We start from the raw sequence: 18,159 nt of genomic DNA on the forward strand, positions 1-18,159 counted from the left end.
GTATCATGGTCGCAATTTCGATCCATGTTAGAATACAAAGCAAAATGGTATGGCAAACAAGTCATTGTCGTATCGAAAACATTTGCTTCCAGCCAATTATGTTCTTGTTGTAGGTATCAAAATAAAGACGTTAAAAACCTAAACCTACGTGGATGGGACTGTCCTTCTTGTCGTACACACCATGATAGGGATATTAACGCAAGTATCAATCTAAAGAATGAAGCAATAAGGCTTCTAACCGCAAGGACTGCGGAGATAGCCTAATCAATTAGAGTTCGATAGAACTCTTTACTTAGGAATCCTCCACTTCTAAACGAAGTGAAAGTGGGGGTAGTTCAATACTATAAGTGTATTGTAGAAACAGTTGATATCTTAACATGCTGGGGGATATAGTTGAAGTAACAGCACATGTTTTGCAGCATCTCAAATTCCTCCTCCTTCTAATTAGCAAATACAGTAATTCAAATTGCGGATGACACCTTAAGATGTCTATTCTTTTTTAAAGGGACCTGCTCAATTACTTTATAAAAACATAAGGTAAAATGAACCCGTTAAGACACATGAGTGAACCCCTGTTTTATTCTCTTACCAAAAGGAGGAAAAATTATGAGTTACGGTGGTAGTTATGGTGGCGGATTTGCTGGTGGCTTTGCTTTATTAGTTGTATTATTTATTTTATTAATCATAGTTGGAGCTGCTTGTTTCTGCTAAAAAACTATCTGAAAAGACACTCTTATATGAGTGTTTTTTCTTTATTTCTAAACAGACTTGCCCATTCATTCCATAAAACATACAGTACTATAAAACCATTAAAACAACAACCTATCCGATTGTTAGGTCTTCTAATTAAAGGGGGAAAAATTATGAGTTACGGTGGTTCTTGCGGTGGTTTTAGTAGCGACTTTTCTTTACTGATCATTCTCTTCAGCTTATTAATTATTATCAGATGTAGATGTTGTGGCGGCGGATTCGAGAATTAGGAAAAGGCACTATTATGAGAGTACATACTACTTAAATAATGCAATTATGTATAACCTCAATATATATATAGTTAATAATAAATATAATAAACCAATGAATGTGAATACCCTCTATAAAGCAGATTCTTTTGAAAAGTATAGTATATCGTTCGTTTTAAAAGATATGACTTCACTCTGATACTGATCTCAATTCTTTTGTATGTTGTGTACTAACACTCTAATATATAATTATTTCACCTCTACTTCTAATACATGTTAGTTAGCTTATTTGCAAACTTGCTTGCACTTTTTTTGTTTTTTTCTATTACATACTCTTGAAAAAAATTCAGCTGATTGATGGAAATATGATCATTTATGTAATCTGCACACGAACTTCCTGTTCTTGCAATAATTGGATAGTCAACTCCAATACGATATTTTGCATTAACTGGTAGTGTTTATCATGAGATTTACTTTGTTCTGATATAAGTTCTATACATTGAAATATATAGCCTTCTACACGTAAGCTTCCTTTTTCAATTATAGATGGATTATGTCCTTTTTTTATTATTTTTGGCAATAAGAATTCTTTTTTTGTCAAAATAATTTCCTGTGATACCTCTTTTATTCCTATAACTTTTTCTTTAAAAACCACCTTTTCTATTAAACTAATTTCACCTTTATACCTCCCTATTTCTATTGGTAGTTTCACCTTTATATAATTATTTACATCAGCTTCAACTTCCTTCTCTAATATTATGCCGTGGATAGGAATCCACGAAGATGTACCTAGCCAACTCTCTTCCATATCTCCTTTTACTTTTTGATTAAAAAGTTCTAAAAGTACTCTCTTCTCATGAAGGGTTGAAGAAACTAAATTACAATTAATTTCTCCATGATAATGTTGCATTGTAGTTAATAACTTAGAATCCAGTTCACGACCTGTTGCATCTTTTTCATTACGAAATACAAATGCTTCTTGATTTTTCACACTAATATTAGGAGATTTTATAAAACTAGTAACATCCGAAATAATAGAAAATGGAGTTTTCACTTCTATTGAACGTACTGAAGTCTCTATTTTCGATCCTGAATCTATACTTTTTTTCTTTGAATCTGTTTCTTCACTTTTTTTCTCTAATTCATTTGTTTTATTTTCTTTTTCTGATTCAATTTTCACCTCTACTCCCTCTAATCCATTCGCTTTCGCTTCTTTTTCTGACTCTGGTTTTTTACTTTCTTTCTCTGCTTGTATTGCTTTCGTTTCTTTTTTTGACTCTGGTTTTTTACTTTCTTTCTCTGCTTGTATTGCTTTCGTTTCTTTCTTTGGTTTTACTTCTTCACTTTTCTTATTTTTTCTTATTTTGCGTGAATCATCTTGATCATTTAATATTTCCCCTTTGTCAACTTTGTTCCATATTCCCTTACCAACCAATGGACTATCCATCACTATCCCCCCCTCACTTATGAAACTCATAAAAAATATGTTTTGACACGCGACCATTCATCATTATATATGTTTTATAATAATAAAAAAGACATTGTCTTTTCATATAAATTTCTTTACGATATTTGGGATCGCCAGCACTAAAAAGTATCTAGTTGTGCACTTCTCGAAAAAGAAACAAATCCATCGGTACCCATATGCTCCGTAAAACCTTCGGATGTTAATTCTATAAACAAACAAAAGATGTGACCATGGTAAAAGAAATACTTATTCATCGAACACCACAAATCAAACTGGAACATATTAAGTAGATTAAGAAAAAAATGATGTTATTATTAAACAATTTTCATATTTACATAAAAAATCCACACTTAACTAGACTCCTATACTCACACCATCTTTTCTAGACGAGCATAAGATGTACTAACGAACGAAAGGGGGTAATTTTATGGGTTTTGGTTTTGGTGGAGGTTGTGATTTTAATAGATGTGATGATCGGAGAGATCATCATAGAGATCATCACCGAAAAGACGAAAACAATAGACAGGTGAATAATAGTCCAGAGTTATTACAATTCTTAAGAACATTAACTCCTGGTACTTGTATTGTTCTTCAATATGATTGCCAACCACCTACAAGTGCAACATTCCAAGGTTTTCAAGGAAACAACGTAATCATTTTATCTGACTTCGATTGTTTCCCAGGATTGGCACGTATTGCAATTAATAAAATTAATGTAATCTCTATAAATTCACCTGATTGTAATCGTTTCTGTTGCAAGCGTAAGCATTGTAAAGAACATGATGAGCATGATCATAGAGATGATTATTAAAAATGAATGAATAGAAATACCTTTCCTTTAATTTTATAAGCCAATTTGCAGAAAAAACACCTATTACAAAAATAGGTGTTTTTTCTTTCCTAAATTTACTGAACTGAACGTAAATAACAAACCATTCCATATATCGGACATATACTATAGTAAGGTCGGCATCCAAATGACCCAAATAAATACCCACGCCAAGAAATAAAACTACAAAGTATTTCTTGGCACCTTTTACATAAAACAAATAAACTTATTAAAAGTGTACAAGTTAATTACCAAGTTTTTTATACTATATAATTAAGGATTAGAAGATCCTATACCACCAATCCATAAAGTTACCTATATATATTTAACTTTCTAAATGTGCAAACCTAATTGAAAATGCTTCGTTTTGAAACAACCAATTCATGTGCTAATCCTTCCACAGTAAATTTTTTCATTTGATTAACCATCATAATCATTTCATTTAATCTTTTAGCCCTAGGCATCGATTCTCCTACATAACTATGGCATAATCTAGAGCCGTTATAATATATATTCATGGATAGAAATTTATCTGTGTTTTTTTTGTTTTATCTAGATTTCTTTAAATTATTTCTAACCGTATTTCCCGAAAGAATTCACCTTACTCAAGCGTGCGCAAGGCGATATCCAATGGTAAGTGGATGATGAATTACAGTTAGCGTAAACCAACATATTTGCTACTATATACTTTTGTACAGATTGTTTTTATCATTTTTTAAAATGTGTTATAAACCTGTTCACAGGTTGCGGCTGTTGGTTGAAAAAACAATGTTTTTATAACGTCCGACAAAAGGTTGATTATACCATTGTTGAGGACAATCACCTGGTGGCCTAAAATACCATAAACTAAATTTTCCAGGCCAATACCTTTCTCCATTGATTACTCGACAAGCTAAGCGTTTTTCACTTTCTCTTGCTCTTTGATAGAAATAATCATGGGTGTAACAGCTTCAAATGCATGTTCTTGGAAAATCATTTGTCTAATGGTACGAAGATTTTTAAAATCGGAACAATGGCTCTTACTCGGTTAATTCCTACATTTCCGACTAGCAACATACCCTGAGTCCATTCAGCTTCTGCTCTCAGTAATCTTGCTAAAAGTGCAATATCTGCACCTGTAGCATTAACAACCCCCATGACTTCACCTCCATTATATTTTCTTCTTAATAGTATTGCTTATTAGTTGGGATAATGACTTTTCATATAATATAGACTGTTATGTCTACGAAGTATGAAAGATAATTACTCTTGAATTAAGAAGGATAATGGTGAATATAGATTTTTTTATGGGTATGGAACTTAAAGATGGAACGACAGGTAAAAAAATTGCTAAATAAACTCATGAATAGTGGTATTTATAAGGACTATGTAGTTTCTATAGTTGGGGTTACTTATTTACTTTTGAGAAATATGATTCAAATTATTGTTTTATCTTTTTCCAATATGCGTCTCCTCACAATAAATAGAGAGACACTTGTCTCTCTTCAAAAAGTACTTTTGGGAATTTTATATTATCCCTCTTAGTATCAAACCTAAAACGGCCATAATTATCGTACTGATAATTATCCGTAAAATCCAAGAGGTATTTATGCTTATTTTTTCTAATTGCTTATTAATTGTAGAAATGTCTTTTTCGTTAATTATTATTCGAGTTTCTAAATTACGAATATCACGTATGATCTCTTTTTGTTCGGATTTTAGAAGATCAATTTTCACATTTACGTCTTTCATATGCTCACGCCCTTATAATATCTTAATAGAACAGTCTTAACATATTATGAGACAACCTATTTCGATGTGAATGTATACGTGTTATTTCTATGTAGAATCTTAATTTAATACATTTTCCCCAATCGTATTTATCATTACTAAACTAGTACAAGCATTTGTTATTTGACTGATAGCTGTACTAATTAATCAAATTCGGATGTTTTGTTAAAACTCCAATCGAACCTCAACTATATTCGTCATATCTTAAGTATTATCATTAAAAATTTTAGAAAATTCATGAAAAAATGAGTGATGTGAAATAATGCTATTTTAAAGAATTTTATCAATTTCAATTGTTATTACTAACTCTATGTCCCCGTCTACAGAACATTAAACGCACATTTTATTCAATAAAAAGAGAGCATCCAGGACAATAGATGCTCTTAATGTATAAGGAGTTCTAACCAAAACTTAGAATGGAGGAAAAGCGGTCAAGCTCGTCCTATACTCTAATATATGCTTGTTCTCCTTGAAAGGTGAAAAATAAAAAGACACCTTAATTAGGTGTCTTTTCAGGTATAAGAGATAGATACCATGTGAAAAGCCTTTCTGTATCATTGTATGATTATCGATTCTCGTTATGCTTAAAAATAGCTTTTAAATACGTTTATTGTGTATTTTGATAGTTAATGATTTTATCACGAATAACGGTCACAATAAATTCCTCAATAGTGCTGTTTGTTTCTTCGACTATTTTATCAAGCACTTGATATTCTTTACTGAAAATCTTAACTGGTATTGTCACACTGCTGCTATCTAAATAGACGCTATTATTAAAACGTGTCACTAATTTCCCTTCAATTAAGTATAGTAAGAGGCTCCCAACCCACTCCATTTGCATATCCATAGGCAATTCAATAAGTGATTGTCTTACATCTAAATACCAAAAACCCCCCTCTTCTGAAATCTTTATATTTCTTGGTGAGTCATATTGGATTATTGTCAGTCCTTACTACTACAGGGGTACGTGTGGCCGAGGTGGCCCATACAAAGAGTGATAATAAACGAATTGTTTCTATTAATAAGGAAATTTTTAATCGTATTGTTGCGTTTCAAATCCGGAGACGATTACCTGTGAACATTGGAAATACAAATGGAAAGACTATATTTCAAACAAAGAATCATACTACTTATAGAGAAAATTACTTATCACAATATATTTCTAAAATCATTAAGGATACAAAGTTATCCTTTACGGAGAACATACGAATTACTCCCCTCTTCTTTAGACATTTTTATGTACAGTACTTATACGACTACAAGGGACTATCACCTCATATAATAGCAGCTGCAGTAGGTCATAAAAATTGACAGGACCACAAAAGAAAACTACCTAAAACAAAGATTAAAAACCTGTTATGGACACTTTTTTATATGAAAAGATATTAAATTTTTATTGGTGATGTATACGTTGATATAAATTCTGATGAAAAAATTATTAGTCGGCTTAATCATTGATACGAACTAGCTTGTTTTTTAATTAGTTCCCATATATTTAAACAAGGCTTATTTCAATCCACTCCTGTCTTGTTAATTTATTTGCACAATTCAATTCAAATTCACATATACTACTTGTGCACATGTATTTAGGTCACATGTGGGAGTGTGATCTGAAACCTACTTTTCAAAAAGCGCTATATAAGCGCTTTTTTTGATGTATAAAATGTTTTTTTACAAAAGACACACAATTAAACAAACATAACTACATATGATATATTCTATCCTCTCTTTTTAGAGTGAATAGTCGTTACAGAAGGGCACTCTCCGGAGTGCTCTTACATTTTCATACCAAATAGCGTTTTTATAAACAACTTGTCACCTTTAAATCAGACAGGCATATATTATTGTATGGGGCACTCCACTCCATACGTTCAACCCTTTTAGTCTAGATGCACACTTATATGTGTGCTCTTTTTTATTCACTTAAAAAACGATTTTGTTCAATAAAAAGAGAACATCCAGGGTAATAGATGCTCTTAATACGATTAGATTTTTAACTGAATAAATGGAATAGGAGCGTTTAAGCTCATCCTATACTTTAATATATACGAAAGATAAAAAGTAAAAAGACACCTTAATTAGGTGTCTTTTCAGAGTGCCAGAGGTAATCTATATGTCGGATAGACCTTTCTATATCATTGTATGATCATCAATTCTTGTTATGCCTAAAAAGGTTTTTAATACGTTAATTGTGTAGTTTTAACATAACAAGGAATAAGATTCTGTTATGGACACTTTTTTATACGAACAAGATATAAAATTAAATTTGATTGGTGATGTATGAGTTGATATAAATTCTAGTTAAGAAATATTAGTAGGCTTGATCATTACATCATTGATACGAACCAACTTAATTATTTAGGATGTATGTTAAATTTATACTCTTTCCCACTGTTCATAAACACTTTTCTCTACCCCTGTATCGTTAATTAATTCGCACACAATTCAATTCAAATTTACATATGCTACTGTATGCTACACATGCATCTAGATCACCTATGGGCAGGCATGATCTGAAAGTTCACTTTAAGCGCGCTATATAAGCGCTTTTTTTATGCGTAAATAATCTCTACAAAATGAAATTATCATGATTATATTTCCTTCCGAATAACATTTCCAATACGGTTTATACTATAACTGTAACTTTAAAGTTATACAACCTAACTTGTAGGGCCTAATTTTCTTTTGTACAACAAGTAGTTAGCCATTTAAGCTGGCTGCTTTGTTGTGTGAAATGAAATCTCTACTCGAATTTATGCTACACTTCTTCTATTAGCCAAGATAAGATATTACAATCATTAGCTTCAATTTATTTCATACCGAGCACACACCTTTTTAGAGTAATAATATCCGTATGTCCAAGTTTTATAGATTTTTTACACCAGAACCAAAAAAAATTTTATTACACCATTTCATATTTACATAAAAAATCCACACTTAACTAGACTCCTATACTCACACCATCCTTTCTAGACGAGCATAAGATGTACTAACGAACGAAAGGGGGTAATTTTGATGGGTTTTGGTTTTGGGGGAGGTTATGATTTCAATAGATGTGATGATCGGAGAGATCATCATAGAGATCATCACCGAAAAGACGAAAACAATAGACAGGTGAATAATAATCCAGAGTTATTACAATTCTTAAGAACATTAACTCCTGGTACTTGTATTGTTCTTCAATATGATTGTCAACCACCTACAAGTGCAACATTCCAAGGTTTTCAAGGAAACAACGTAATTATTTTATCTGACTTCGATTGTTTTCCAGGATTAGCACGTATTGCAATTAACAAAATTAACGTAATCTCTATAAATTCACCTGATTGTGATCGTTTCTGTTGTAAACGTCGCAGACATTGTAAAGAATGTGACGAACATAAACATGATAATGGAGAAGATTAATTAATTTTAATTAAAGGAAAAATCTTTCCCTTAATTTATAAGCCAATTTGCAAGAAAAACACCTATTAAAAAATAGGTGTTTTTCTTTTTTAAATTTTACTTAACTGAACATAAATAACAAACCATTCCATATATCGGACATATACTATGGTAAGGTCAGCATCCAAATGACCCAAATAAATACCCACGCCAAGAAATAAAACTACAAAGTATTTCTTGGCACCTTTTACATAAAACAAATAAATTTATTAAAAATGTACAAACCTAATTGAGAATCTGCACATATAATGTATTCTACCTTTCTATTATTTTATTGCAGGGATTTATCTTATATAAATCCCTTCTTTTTAAGTATTTAAACAATTCATTTAACATACATAATATAATAATCCCTAAAAACAAGATAAGATAAGAGTCTTCTCCCTCTTATCTTTTCCTAATATTTATTAAACTACTCGTCTAATACTAATAACATCTAATCTTATCATATTAAGATTCGCAGTAGCCACCCAAATAAGAAATCTATTCTCTATGCGAATAAAGACTCGTATTTCATCAATCTGATCTCCACCTGAAAAAACTCTAATTTTATCGCCTTCCCGTAAATCATTTAATCTTCTTCGTCCTTTAAAATTCCCTAATTCACTTACTTCCTCACAGCCTCTTTTTCTTCAATTTCTATTACATTCATCACATTCACATCTACGTTCAAAAGACATTTAACATAACCCCTTTTTCCTAAAAAACTTATTTGCACTATAAATTATGAAAGAAATTAATCGATTAGATGTTCTTTCTTTATCAATTTCCCAATTAGCTAATTTATTTAAAATAAAAATTACTAATTTCAACATTTGTACAAGCCATTTTGCATTACTTACATACATTAACAATGAGATGATGATCATCTTACACCCCAAAACCCTAAATTACCTGTTCGGTAACTATCTTTAAAAGATAGAAAAAAGGACAGTTTTTAACTGTCCTTTTTTATTTTTACTAAGATACATATTTCGGAATTTAAACACCTCTTACTAATAAATATATATATTATATGATGCTCCTATACACTGCTAGATACAACTTCTTTAACAAAGAAAGAACTTATTTTCTATCTGTCAAGAATTTAGGTTCTTTTTTCACTGCTTTATATCCGTTCATATTAATGCAATGATGTTACTTCCCTTCCATATAATCGATTCTATGCTTTTTATCCTACATTTATTAGTCATGAGAATTTCTCTCACCCTCAAAAAATATTTTTAGCGCTGTTAAAATTTTATTAACGTGAGTTTTGGATGTCTGTATCCATCTAAATAATAAGATTTCTGTATAGAGATAATAAAAAACTTTAATTTTATCTTCAGAGAGGCAATAACTTTTCATACAACAATCTAATAAGCAGTTATTGAAGCTATTTAAAATTTGTTTTTTGTTTTAATGTTTTCGATTTTAGCAAATAATAATGTTTTTTAATTTTGGCCATTTCACACCAGTTCCTTCTACTAATCCCAGCCCCATCAGAAGTGCTATTTGATTTAGGAATGTTATTTCAAACAATTTCTATTTCATACATTGCAACATTTCTATTTTATTTAGTACATAATTATTTTCTTGAGAGCATTTAATGTCCTCTTTTTTATCAGGAATCACCCCCTCTTAAACTTCACTGTTCGAACTACTTACTACAAAAATACTAGAAGCTTTATTAACCTTGTATTTTCATATTCCATTCATAATTCAAATTGATTAGTAAAGGATTGAAATATTAGAGGTAGATTATGTAAAATGAAAGTCCATTTAATTCGCATGAAAGCTTACATGGAGCTGCATTAGATCCAAGGTTAATTTGACCACTCTCCCACCGATTCCCCCTTTTACTTTTCCATCAGGACCGACTGACGTCAATAGGTCTACCGGCAATACCAGATCGACCGGACCACCTGCCCCACCACTAGTTTGTGATGTAGCTGGCAGTATTGGAGAATGCTCCTTTGAAGGAAGCCCTGTAGAGAATGGGAATTGTTCATTCGCTGAAGGATGTGGTACGACTGAAAATAGAGATTGCTCACACGCTGAAGGAAGTCAAACTGTAGCAAATGGCACAACGAATATATTTAGAGGTTTAGGAGCCAAGTGGCTGGCAAGTAATGGTGAAATGTATATTGACGGCGCCACTTATAAGCTGATGTTGCCGAGATATTCGAAACATTCGATGGAAATAGCATAGTTATCGATTACTTTGTCACCTTAGAAGAAGATAAAGTTAGAGTAGCTATGTCTGCAGATGAGTTCATCTTAGAAATCAGCAGCTAATGGATATAGAGTAATGAAGCGTACTGGGCCAAATCAGGTTTTAATTTTATTTCGCTAAAAATGTAAATTCTATTTCAATTATGTAAATACAATCACAACTTTTTCTCCTAAATGAATAAGCCCTACCATAAGGCAGAGCGAATATAAGAAATGTTACACGCATAATTCAACATCAATATCAACAATTCATTTTCATCAGAATAAAACTCCGTTTATATAATTCCTAAAGAAGTAGCTATTGTTTAACAATAATAAAATCGTTTAATTTTATCATCTAAAATGCAATAGCCTACTATCAACTTGAATGATAGTAGGCTATTAGAGTTATTTAAGACATAAGTAATATTGTAACAAATTGATATTTTTAGGTATATTATATCGAGTGGAGTTGAAAGTCCGTTTTTTGTTTCTCAACTTATTACACAGAATTTTCTGTCTTTTAACTTGTCATTTCCAATGGACCTTGATAAAATATGAATTACATATCGAAACACCCTTATTGGATACCTGCACCTCCCTGTGTAGGTATTTTTGATGTTAGTTTTTAAATAATGAATGCATTTTTCTCATTCCTTCCTGTTGCTTTCACGCATCGAAATATCCATTTCTCTTTCAAGAAAATCCAAATTATATTCACTATTTACAATTCTTTCCTAGGTAAAAAATAATGTTTTTTAGAATTTTTAACAGTTCCAATCCTATCTTTTCTAAGATTGGAAACTATAACATAAACGCTCTTTTTAATTGATAATCAGGATCTTTGATTTTTTGCTAAAAACTTTATTAATATTCAGCTAATCGTTACTCCTCCATAAGTTCAACATTTCGTTTGTTATTTATGTATGTTTGAATTTCGTTACAAAGATTAGAATATAGAACGATGTTGTGCAATTCGTTTAAAAGTATCCATTTAACATAGGTTTAATTTTCATCTGGGTTATCTGAAAGACAGGGTATTTCCCCTTCTTTTAACTCATATTCAAAAATCATTGTTAACGAATGCACTGTTCCATACTGCTCTTTATTCTTAAAAAGTGCATATTCATATAAAAATTTAACTTCCTAATGTATTTATAACTGTTTATTCAGGTGTAGGTGGATGCAGTCATACAACGGGAAGGAAATTTAGCATGAGTATGATCTTATTAAGTGGACAGTTCCTACATATTTATACAAATTCAGGTAAACAACATGATCCAACTTTATTTTAAATCTAGTATCTTTTCCTTCTTATATTCTTTTTAATGTATTCATAAATTTTATCCATAACAAACGTTTCATGTTCTATCCAAATGGCTTCAGCTTCTTCTAATGTAACTACTCTTACTAATTTCTCAATTGCTGTGTCTTTAACTAAAAATGTAGCTACAGCACCTGTAGCTGTTGAATACTTACTGATAACTAAATTCATAATGTTATCAATCTCTAATACTGTATCGTTATGAGAAACCTTCTCATTTTGACTACTTTTGTTTGTTATTTCTTTATCAGACAATTGTTTTAATCGGGAATTTAGAGTGAATTCTACATAACCTATTGGAGAGCTAATATCTGAACGAAATCTTATATCCTCAATTATTTCTAATACAATTTCTTTATGAGCTTCCCATTTTTTTAACACTTTAGGAAATACTTTTTCTTTACAGCGTTCTTCAAATCTTTTAATTTTTTGTTCAAATGTATTGGGCTGTTGAAATTTATCTAAATTCTTTTCAAAATGAATTAAATTGTTATCTTTCTTTTTTTGGCTATAGATAATAAATTTGATTTTTTGTACTTTCCTGCCTAATTTAATTTCTTCAAATTCAAAAGAAATATCTGTTTTTTGATTCAATTCTTTTTGAGAAGGTTTTAACACACGTTGCTTAAAATTTGCATAGTTAGGGTATATATCCATCGCATCTAAGTAATACCTTAAATTTTCAAGACTAATTGTACGTTCCTTTAAATCTTCATATTGTTTTAGTAGTTCATAAATACGTATAGCGTATGTACTTTTCAATTTAATAACATTAGCTAATCTATAGCTTGTAAACTTGTTGCTTAATTCTAATAGAAATGGCTTTAATAATGGATCGAAACGCATATCAATTGTTCCTTTATTTCTGTTGTAAATTGCTGAAGACAGCCAAGATACCTGTATCAGCTCTTCTCCAATACGAATTTCAATTACTTTTGATAATAATTCTTTAGTAATTTTACTTAACTCCGAATATTTAGTAGATCCATTTAAATCAAGTAGATCATGAAAATGTTTAATCGAGAATGTGTAGGTTTTAAAATCCCAATCATTAGGTTCAATATTACTAGCCAAACAAAGTAATATTTTTTGTTCTACTAAATTTAAACGTGAATTTGCTTCAATTAAAGTATTTGATTTTGAAACAATATTATTTTCTTTAATCTGCAAATCTTTACTATCAGACATACCTACATACGTCCCTTCTTTCTTACCTCTACTGTTCTACTAACTATAACAAATATATTCACTTTGCCACAATTTATTTTTGTTTATTCAGAAAATTACACTCTCACTATTACAGTTAAAAAGCCCTTTGTTCTATATAAAAGTATTCCGAAAGTCATTTGAATAGTAATATTTTTTTGGAAATATTTACATTTATAAATTGTATAACCAAATTTGTTATCTTTAGAACAGTTTTGTTATGCTTAAAATCAAATTTGTTATTTTCAGAACCATTTTTGTTATAGTTAAAACTATTATCTTTAGAAATATTTTTGCTAGAGTTAAGCAACCAAATTTGTTATCTTTAAAACCATCTCTGTTAGAGTTAAACAACCAAATTTGTTACCTTTAAAACTATCTTTGTTAGAGTTAAGCAACCAAATTTGTTACCTTTAAAACCATTTTTGTTATCTTTAGAACCATCTTTGTTAGAGTTAAGCAACCAAATTTGTTATTTTTAAAACCATTTTTGTTATAGTTAAAACCAAGTTTGTTATCTTTAGAACCATCTTTGTTAGAGTTAAGCAACCAAATTTGTTACCTTTAAAACCATTTTTGTTATAGTTAAAACCAAGTTTGTTATCTTTAGAACCACTTTTGTTATAATTAGGAGTCATAATCCCTTATATACCAAGACATTCCATGCTCTTAAAACATATAAACATATAAAATATGTAAAACAATTAATATATAAATCAAGCAAAAGATAAATTGTTGAATCCATATACTTATTATCATTTTTAAATGAAATTTCCACGTCATGAAACCAAATTTGTTATATTTAGTTTAAATAGACAAGTAAACGTCAATTAATCATATAATTCTTTTGAGAATATTTAACTAAAAATTAAGTTATATACTTGATTGAAGTTTCATAAAATAAAAAAGCCCCAAAAAGGGCCTTTTGAGTTTCGAAAGAAAGGAATATCTCCTATATAATATATGCTTATTGCAATAGAATGTGAAAAAATACATAATAGTTTTATTTGGTGGCGCAGTGAAGTAGTTTAATCAAGGTGGGGGATAGTTGAAGGTATCCATTGTGTGGAGATGCTTTTTTGTGAAGATTAAGACTCTGCATCACGAAATTTTTTAGAACAGTACCTGAATATTTTTAAAAATAAGAAACAATCCAGGTAGACACTCCCTTGACTAAAGTTGAGAGCTTTAATTCTAACGTATTAACGAAGCAGACTCTTGGATGACTGAGAGTTCGCAATCCATTTTTTGTCGTAAGGAAATATGTATAATAACGTTTTCTATCGATTATGGATATGCATATCTATTTGGTCAGCAATAATTTTGATAAGACACCGTTTCTTTATAAAACAATGCTCTGTTTCTTAATGTTATTTAGATATTGTACTTGTCTGATTGAGATGCCTACGGATATCTTTATTCTTTTTGCAAATTACATCGGTTAGGTTGAATTTTGTTCTCCTGAGATAACACGGGGCTTTTAAACATGAAAAGACCGCAAGGCTTTTTGAAAAAGCACTTTGCAGCCATCTGATTTCTTTTCTTGTTTAAATGAAAATCAATTGTATTCTCTTCTGATTCAAAGGTAGGATCTAAATATATTTAATTACCTTTAATTTATACATATGTTTCATCAAATCTTCCGGAATCGATTGTTGACTTCAATTGTATGTTTTTTGAATGCTTTTCCAGAAATTAATTTTTACCTGTTTTGCTTTGTCCATATATAAGATTAAGAAGCTGCATATATTCATCTTCTTGTCCGATATCAAATCTTTTCCCTTCAATCATTTTTCCATATACTTTTTTAGTCATAATTAAAGAATGAATCGCATCTGTTAATTGATATTCCCCCCCAACGCCAGGTTGAATGTTTTTTAATAAAGAAAAAATATCAGGCGTGAAAACATATCTACCAATTACTGCAAGATTAGATGGAGGATTTACTTTTGGCTTTTCTATAATATTTGTAATATCCATATAATTATCTTTTACAACATTCCCTTCGATAATACCATACTTCTCTATGCACTCGTCTAGTACCGTATGAATGCCTATTACACTATTTTTTGTCTCTTTATAAATACTAATCAACTGATTTAAAGCAGTTTCTTTATCCGAAACTACAATATCATCTGGCAAGAGTACAGCAAAAGGTTCATTACCAATAAATGTTTCACCTAATCTTATTGCCTCACCAAGTCCCCTCGCGTATGGCTGCCTTATATAATGGATTTGAACATTTGGAATAGCAAGATCTTTTAACAGGTGGGCTTTTTTTTCTTTTTCTAAAAAAGCCTCCAATTCTAATGAATAATCAAAGTAATCAACTATTAAATCCTTTCTGCTAGAAATTACAATTAATATTTGTTCAATACCTGACTTTACAGCCTCTTCCACAATATAATGAATCGCAGGTTTATTACCTATTGGAAACATTTCTTTTGGAATTACCTTTGTAATTGGAAGGCTCCTTGTGCCGTAACCAGCGGCTGGAATGATTGCTTTTTTTATCACTAATCTCTCGCTCCCTTGAGTGTTTAGAATATTAATATTCAGTAACCGCCTTACCTGCGCATGACGATTCCAAAAGAGGCTTTTACCTTCTGATTGCTTTTATTGCTTATATGAATAGGCCTTTCATTTGTCACCAATCCAACTTGTCCCTCAATATACTGTAACAACTAGTACTATAGTACTAAGTTCAGAGAGGTGATTATCATATGGATATATGTATTATAGGCTCTGGTTATGTGGGAATCACATCAGCAGCAGTATTAGCAGATTTAGGTCATGATGTTATATGTGTAGATAAGGATCAAGAAAAAATTCAAGCTCTTCAAAAGGGGGAGTGCCCCATTTATGAACCAGATTTAAAGGAGCTTATTCACAAAAATAGAAACCGATTACAATTCAGTTGTGATATCGATAATGCTATTCGACAATCACCTGTTATTTTTATCGCTGTAGGAACCCCTTCTACATTAAGTGGAAAGACGGATTTAAAATATATCTACTCCGTCATTGATCTACTGGTTCCAGCTATAACATCGTATAAAACTATTATTACGAAAAGTACAGTTCCACCAGGTACAAATCAACAATTATATGAAACACTTATTAAACGTGGGGTTTCATCAGCCTTATTCAATATTGTCTCCAATCCTGAATTTCTTCGCGAAGGCTCTGCTGTTCACGATATGTTCAATCCAGATAGAACTATTATAGGTATCCAAAAAGGTGACAAAACATCGTTAAAGATTATGCAGGATATATATAAAGGGATTAATGCTCCTTTCCTTTGTACAGGTTTAAATGAAGCAGAGATGATTAAATATACATCTAATGTATTTTTGGCTACCAAAATTTCTTTTATAAATGAAATTTCTCGAATTTGTGATGCATATAACATTGATATTGTTGAAGTGGCAAAAGGAATTGGCTATGACTTTCGAATTAATCCTCATTTTCTTCAGGCGGGGATGGGATATGGCGGATCATGCTTCCCAAAAGACTTACATTCACTCATTTATACAGCAACTGATAGACACGTAGCAGTTCCTATTTTACAAGCTGTACAATCCATTAACTCGACACAGATAGATCTCTATGTTGAAAAAATTAAAAAAGCTATAAAAGAACCCTCTTCAAAAAAAATAACAGTTTTAGGAATTGCCTTTAAGCCAAATACTGATGATATTCGTAGTTCCCTTGCCGTAATACTTCTTGAAAAGTTAATCCCTCATGGCTATGATTTACATGCCTATGACCCCAAAGCTTTTCTTCCTTCACATTTAAAAAGACAAGTTACCCAGCATGATAACCTAGAATCTTCAATTACAAATTCTGATTGTATTATTATCGCCACGGACTGGAATGAATTTAAAACACTTAATTGGAAACAAGTCAAACAAGTTATGAAGGGATGCACAATCGTGGATGGACGCAATTGCATTGAAAAAGGTGAAATAGAAAAATACGGATTACAATATATTGGAGTGGGTCGGTCATGAAAATACTTGTAACAGGAGCCGCTGGTTTCATTGGCTCACATCTGTGTCAAGCGTTACTTAAAAATAGTGCATATCATGTAGTTGGAATTGATCATTTCATCGGTCCTACCCCAGCTACTTTAAAGACAGGTAATATACAATCTCTCGAATTGAATTCACGTTTTCAATTCATACGAGAAGACATTCTAAATACAGATTTATCAATACTATTACAAGATATAGATGTTGTTTATCATCTAGCTGCTATTCCTGGTGTGAGATCAAGTTGGGGAAAAGATTTTCAGCCTTATGTTACAAATAATATAATGGTTACACAGCAGTTACTTGAAGCCTGTAAACACATAAAATTAGATAAATTCATTCATATATCCACATCTTCTGTTTATGGTGAAAAATCTGGCGCAGTTTCTGAGGATTTATTACCTACCCCTCTATCTCCATACGGTGTTACCAAATTAAGTGGTGAGCACTTATGTCATGTTTATCACAAAAATTTTCACATACCAATTGTTATTTTAAGATATTTCACAGTGTATGGGCCAAGGCAGCGTCCTGATATGGCATTTCATAGATTAATTAAACAACTGCTAGTAGATAAACCTCTCACAATATTTGGTGATGGAACACAAACACGTGATTTTACCTATATTGATGACTGTATACGAGGAACAGTGGCCGCTTTAGAGACAAAAAAAAATATAATAGGTGAAGTTATCAATATCGGTGGAAAAGAACAAGCATCCATTTTAGACATCATTTCTATGTTAGAAAAAATATCAGGGAAATCAGCAACCAAAAACTTTCTAAAATCAGTTCCTGGAGAACCGAAGCAGACATGGGCAGATATATCTAAGGCCAGTACATTACTGCAATATTCTCCAACAGTTTCTCTATCCGACGGACTGGAAGCAGAATATCATTATATAAAACAACTATACAAAGGGGATTAGTTT

13 protein-coding genes and 5 pseudogenes are annotated in these 18,159 nt (G+C 31.1%); 11 read left to right on the forward strand and 7 right to left on the reverse strand.

Annotated features, from left to right (window positions below):
* From MR143_RS26495 to yjcZ, 3 genes are all read left to right on the forward strand, one after another.
* Positions 1 to 264 (forward strand): transposase (locus MR143_RS26495; protein ID WP_242281083.1); only part of this gene is annotated, 264 nt, incomplete at its 5' end.
* Positions 265 to 606: 342 nt separating this feature from the next.
* Complete coding sequence (locus MR143_RS26500) at positions 607 to 711, forward strand: YjcZ family sporulation protein (RefSeq protein ID WP_000120184.1); 105 nt, start codon at positions 607 to 609, stop codon at positions 709 to 711.
* A gap of 152 nt (positions 712 to 863) precedes the next feature.
* The gene (yjcZ, locus tag MR143_RS26505; protein WP_088350044.1) at positions 864 to 980 is read left to right on the forward strand and encodes a sporulation protein YjcZ; all 117 of its coding nucleotides are present in this window, start codon (positions 864 to 866) and stop codon (positions 978 to 980) included.
* A 352-nt stretch (positions 981 to 1,332) separates the two neighbouring features.
* Here yjcZ and MR143_RS26510 read toward each other — a convergent pair whose 3' ends face one another.
* Positions 1,333 to 2,406 (reverse strand): BC_2427 family protein, encoded by a 1,074-nt coding sequence (locus MR143_RS26510; protein WP_242281084.1) that lies wholly within the window; start codon positions 2,404 to 2,406, stop codon positions 1,333 to 1,335.
* 179 nt (positions 2,407 to 2,585) lie between these two features.
* Between MR143_RS26510 and MR143_RS33545 the strand changes: the two are divergent.
* Both MR143_RS33545 and MR143_RS26515 read left to right on the forward strand, forming a co-directional pair.
* Positions 2,586 to 2,717, forward strand: a pseudogene (locus MR143_RS33545) (tyrosine-type recombinase/integrase); the annotation flags it as partial.
* 137 nt (positions 2,718 to 2,854) lie between these two features.
* Positions 2,855 to 3,238, forward strand: a complete 384-nt coding sequence (locus tag MR143_RS26515; RefSeq protein ID WP_242281085.1) for a hypothetical protein — start codon at positions 2,855 to 2,857, stop codon at positions 3,236 to 3,238.
* 733 nt (positions 3,239 to 3,971) lie between these two features.
* Here the strand turns inward: MR143_RS26515 and MR143_RS26520 are convergent.
* The 3 genes and pseudogenes from MR143_RS26520 to MR143_RS26530 all read right to left on the reverse strand — a co-directional run.
* Positions 3,972 to 4,393: pseudogene (locus tag MR143_RS26520) on the reverse strand (cell wall hydrolase).
* A gap of 369 nt (positions 4,394 to 4,762) precedes the next feature.
* Positions 4,763 to 4,987, reverse strand: coding sequence for a hypothetical protein (locus tag MR143_RS26525; protein WP_000655911.1), 225 nt, complete (start codon positions 4,985 to 4,987; stop codon positions 4,763 to 4,765).
* Positions 4,988 to 5,633: 646 nt separating this feature from the next.
* Positions 5,634 to 5,966, reverse strand: a pseudogene (locus MR143_RS26530) (DNA-binding protein); the annotation flags it as partial.
* On the opposite strand from MR143_RS26530, the pseudogene MR143_RS26535 reads away from it, so the two are divergent.
* Positions 5,963 to 6,404: pseudogene (locus MR143_RS26535) on the forward strand (site-specific integrase); the annotation flags it as partial. The pseudogenes MR143_RS26530 and MR143_RS26535 sit on opposite strands and share 4 nt — an antisense overlap.
* A 1,637-nt stretch (positions 6,405 to 8,041) precedes the next feature.
* Positions 8,042 to 8,431 carry a hypothetical protein gene (locus tag MR143_RS26540; protein ID WP_000505646.1) on the forward strand — a complete coding sequence of 130 codons (390 nt, stop codon included), beginning with the start codon at positions 8,042 to 8,044 and terminating at the stop codon, positions 8,429 to 8,431.
* Positions 8,432 to 8,877: 446 nt separating this feature from the next.
* Here MR143_RS26540 and MR143_RS26545 read toward each other — a convergent pair.
* Positions 8,878 to 9,150 (reverse strand): annotated as a pseudogene (locus tag MR143_RS26545) (hypothetical protein).
* Between the two features lie 1,130 nt (positions 9,151 to 10,280).
* Between MR143_RS26545 and MR143_RS33550 the strand changes: the two are divergent.
* The gene (locus tag MR143_RS33550; RefSeq protein WP_242281110.1) at positions 10,281 to 10,661 is read left to right on the forward strand and encodes a hypothetical protein; all 381 of its coding nucleotides are present in this window, start codon (positions 10,281 to 10,283) and stop codon (positions 10,659 to 10,661) included.
* A 2-nt stretch (positions 10,662 to 10,663) separates the two neighbouring features.
* The gene (locus MR143_RS33555; protein ID WP_242281109.1) at positions 10,664 to 10,747 is read left to right on the forward strand and encodes a hypothetical protein; all 84 of its coding nucleotides are present in this window, start codon (positions 10,664 to 10,666) and stop codon (positions 10,745 to 10,747) included.
* Between the two features lie 1,213 nt (positions 10,748 to 11,960).
* On the opposite strand, the gene MR143_RS26565 is transcribed toward MR143_RS33555, so the two are convergent.
* Entirely contained in the window at positions 11,961 to 13,175 is a 1,215-nt protein-coding gene (locus MR143_RS26565) for a replication initiation protein (protein ID WP_242281086.1), read from the reverse strand.
* Positions 13,176 to 14,888: 1,713 nt separating this feature from the next.
* Positions 14,889 to 15,710: a UTP--glucose-1-phosphate uridylyltransferase gene (locus MR143_RS26570; RefSeq protein WP_242281087.1), complete on the reverse strand. Its 822-nt coding sequence runs from the start codon at positions 15,708 to 15,710 to the stop codon at positions 14,889 to 14,891.
* A 206-nt stretch (positions 15,711 to 15,916) separates the two neighbouring features.
* Here MR143_RS26570 and MR143_RS26575 point away from each other — a divergent pair, with 206 nt between their 5' ends.
* Entirely contained in the window at positions 15,917 to 17,206 is a 1,290-nt protein-coding gene (locus tag MR143_RS26575; protein ID WP_242281088.1) for a UDP-glucose dehydrogenase family protein, read from the forward strand.
* The gene (locus MR143_RS26580; RefSeq protein WP_000699350.1) at positions 17,203 to 18,156 is read left to right on the forward strand and encodes an NAD-dependent epimerase/dehydratase family protein; all 954 of its coding nucleotides are present in this window, start codon (positions 17,203 to 17,205) and stop codon (positions 18,154 to 18,156) included. The genes MR143_RS26575 and MR143_RS26580 overlap by 4 nt, the downstream gene beginning before the upstream one ends.
* Positions 18,157 to 18,159: the final 3 nt, after the last annotated feature.

The organism is Bacillus cereus group sp. BfR-BA-01347, assembly GCF_022663835.1.
Lineage (GTDB): Bacteria > Bacillota > Bacilli > Bacillales > Bacillaceae_G > Bacillus_A > Bacillus_A thuringiensis_K.

Excerpts from the sequence above, each read along its gene's own strand:
- MR143_RS26580 (WP_000699350.1), top strand. The coding sequence starts at position 17,203 with ATGAAAATACTTGTAACAGGAGCCGCTGGTTTCATTGGCTCACATCTG.
- MR143_RS26540 (WP_000505646.1), top strand. The coding sequence starts at position 8,042 with ATGGGTTTTGGTTTTGGGGGAGGTTATGATTTCAATAGATGTGATGAT.
- MR143_RS26525 (WP_000655911.1), bottom strand. The coding sequence starts at position 4,987 with ATGAAAGACGTAAATGTGAAAATTGATCTTCTAAAATCCGAACAAAAA.
- MR143_RS26510 (WP_242281084.1), bottom strand. The coding sequence starts at position 2,406 with ATGGATAGTCCATTGGTTGGTAAGGGAATATGGAACAAAGTTGACAAA.
- MR143_RS26565 (WP_242281086.1), bottom strand. The coding sequence starts at position 13,175 with ATGTCTGATAGTAAAGATTTGCAGATTAAAGAAAATAATATTGTTTCA.
- MR143_RS26500 (WP_000120184.1), top strand. The coding sequence starts at position 607 with ATGAGTTACGGTGGTAGTTATGGTGGCGGATTTGCTGGTGGCTTTGCT.
- MR143_RS26515 (WP_242281085.1), top strand. The coding sequence starts at position 2,855 with ATGGGTTTTGGTTTTGGTGGAGGTTGTGATTTTAATAGATGTGATGAT.
- MR143_RS26575 (WP_242281088.1), top strand. The coding sequence starts at position 15,917 with ATGGATATATGTATTATAGGCTCTGGTTATGTGGGAATCACATCAGCA.
- yjcZ (WP_088350044.1), top strand. The coding sequence starts at position 864 with ATGAGTTACGGTGGTTCTTGCGGTGGTTTTAGTAGCGACTTTTCTTTA.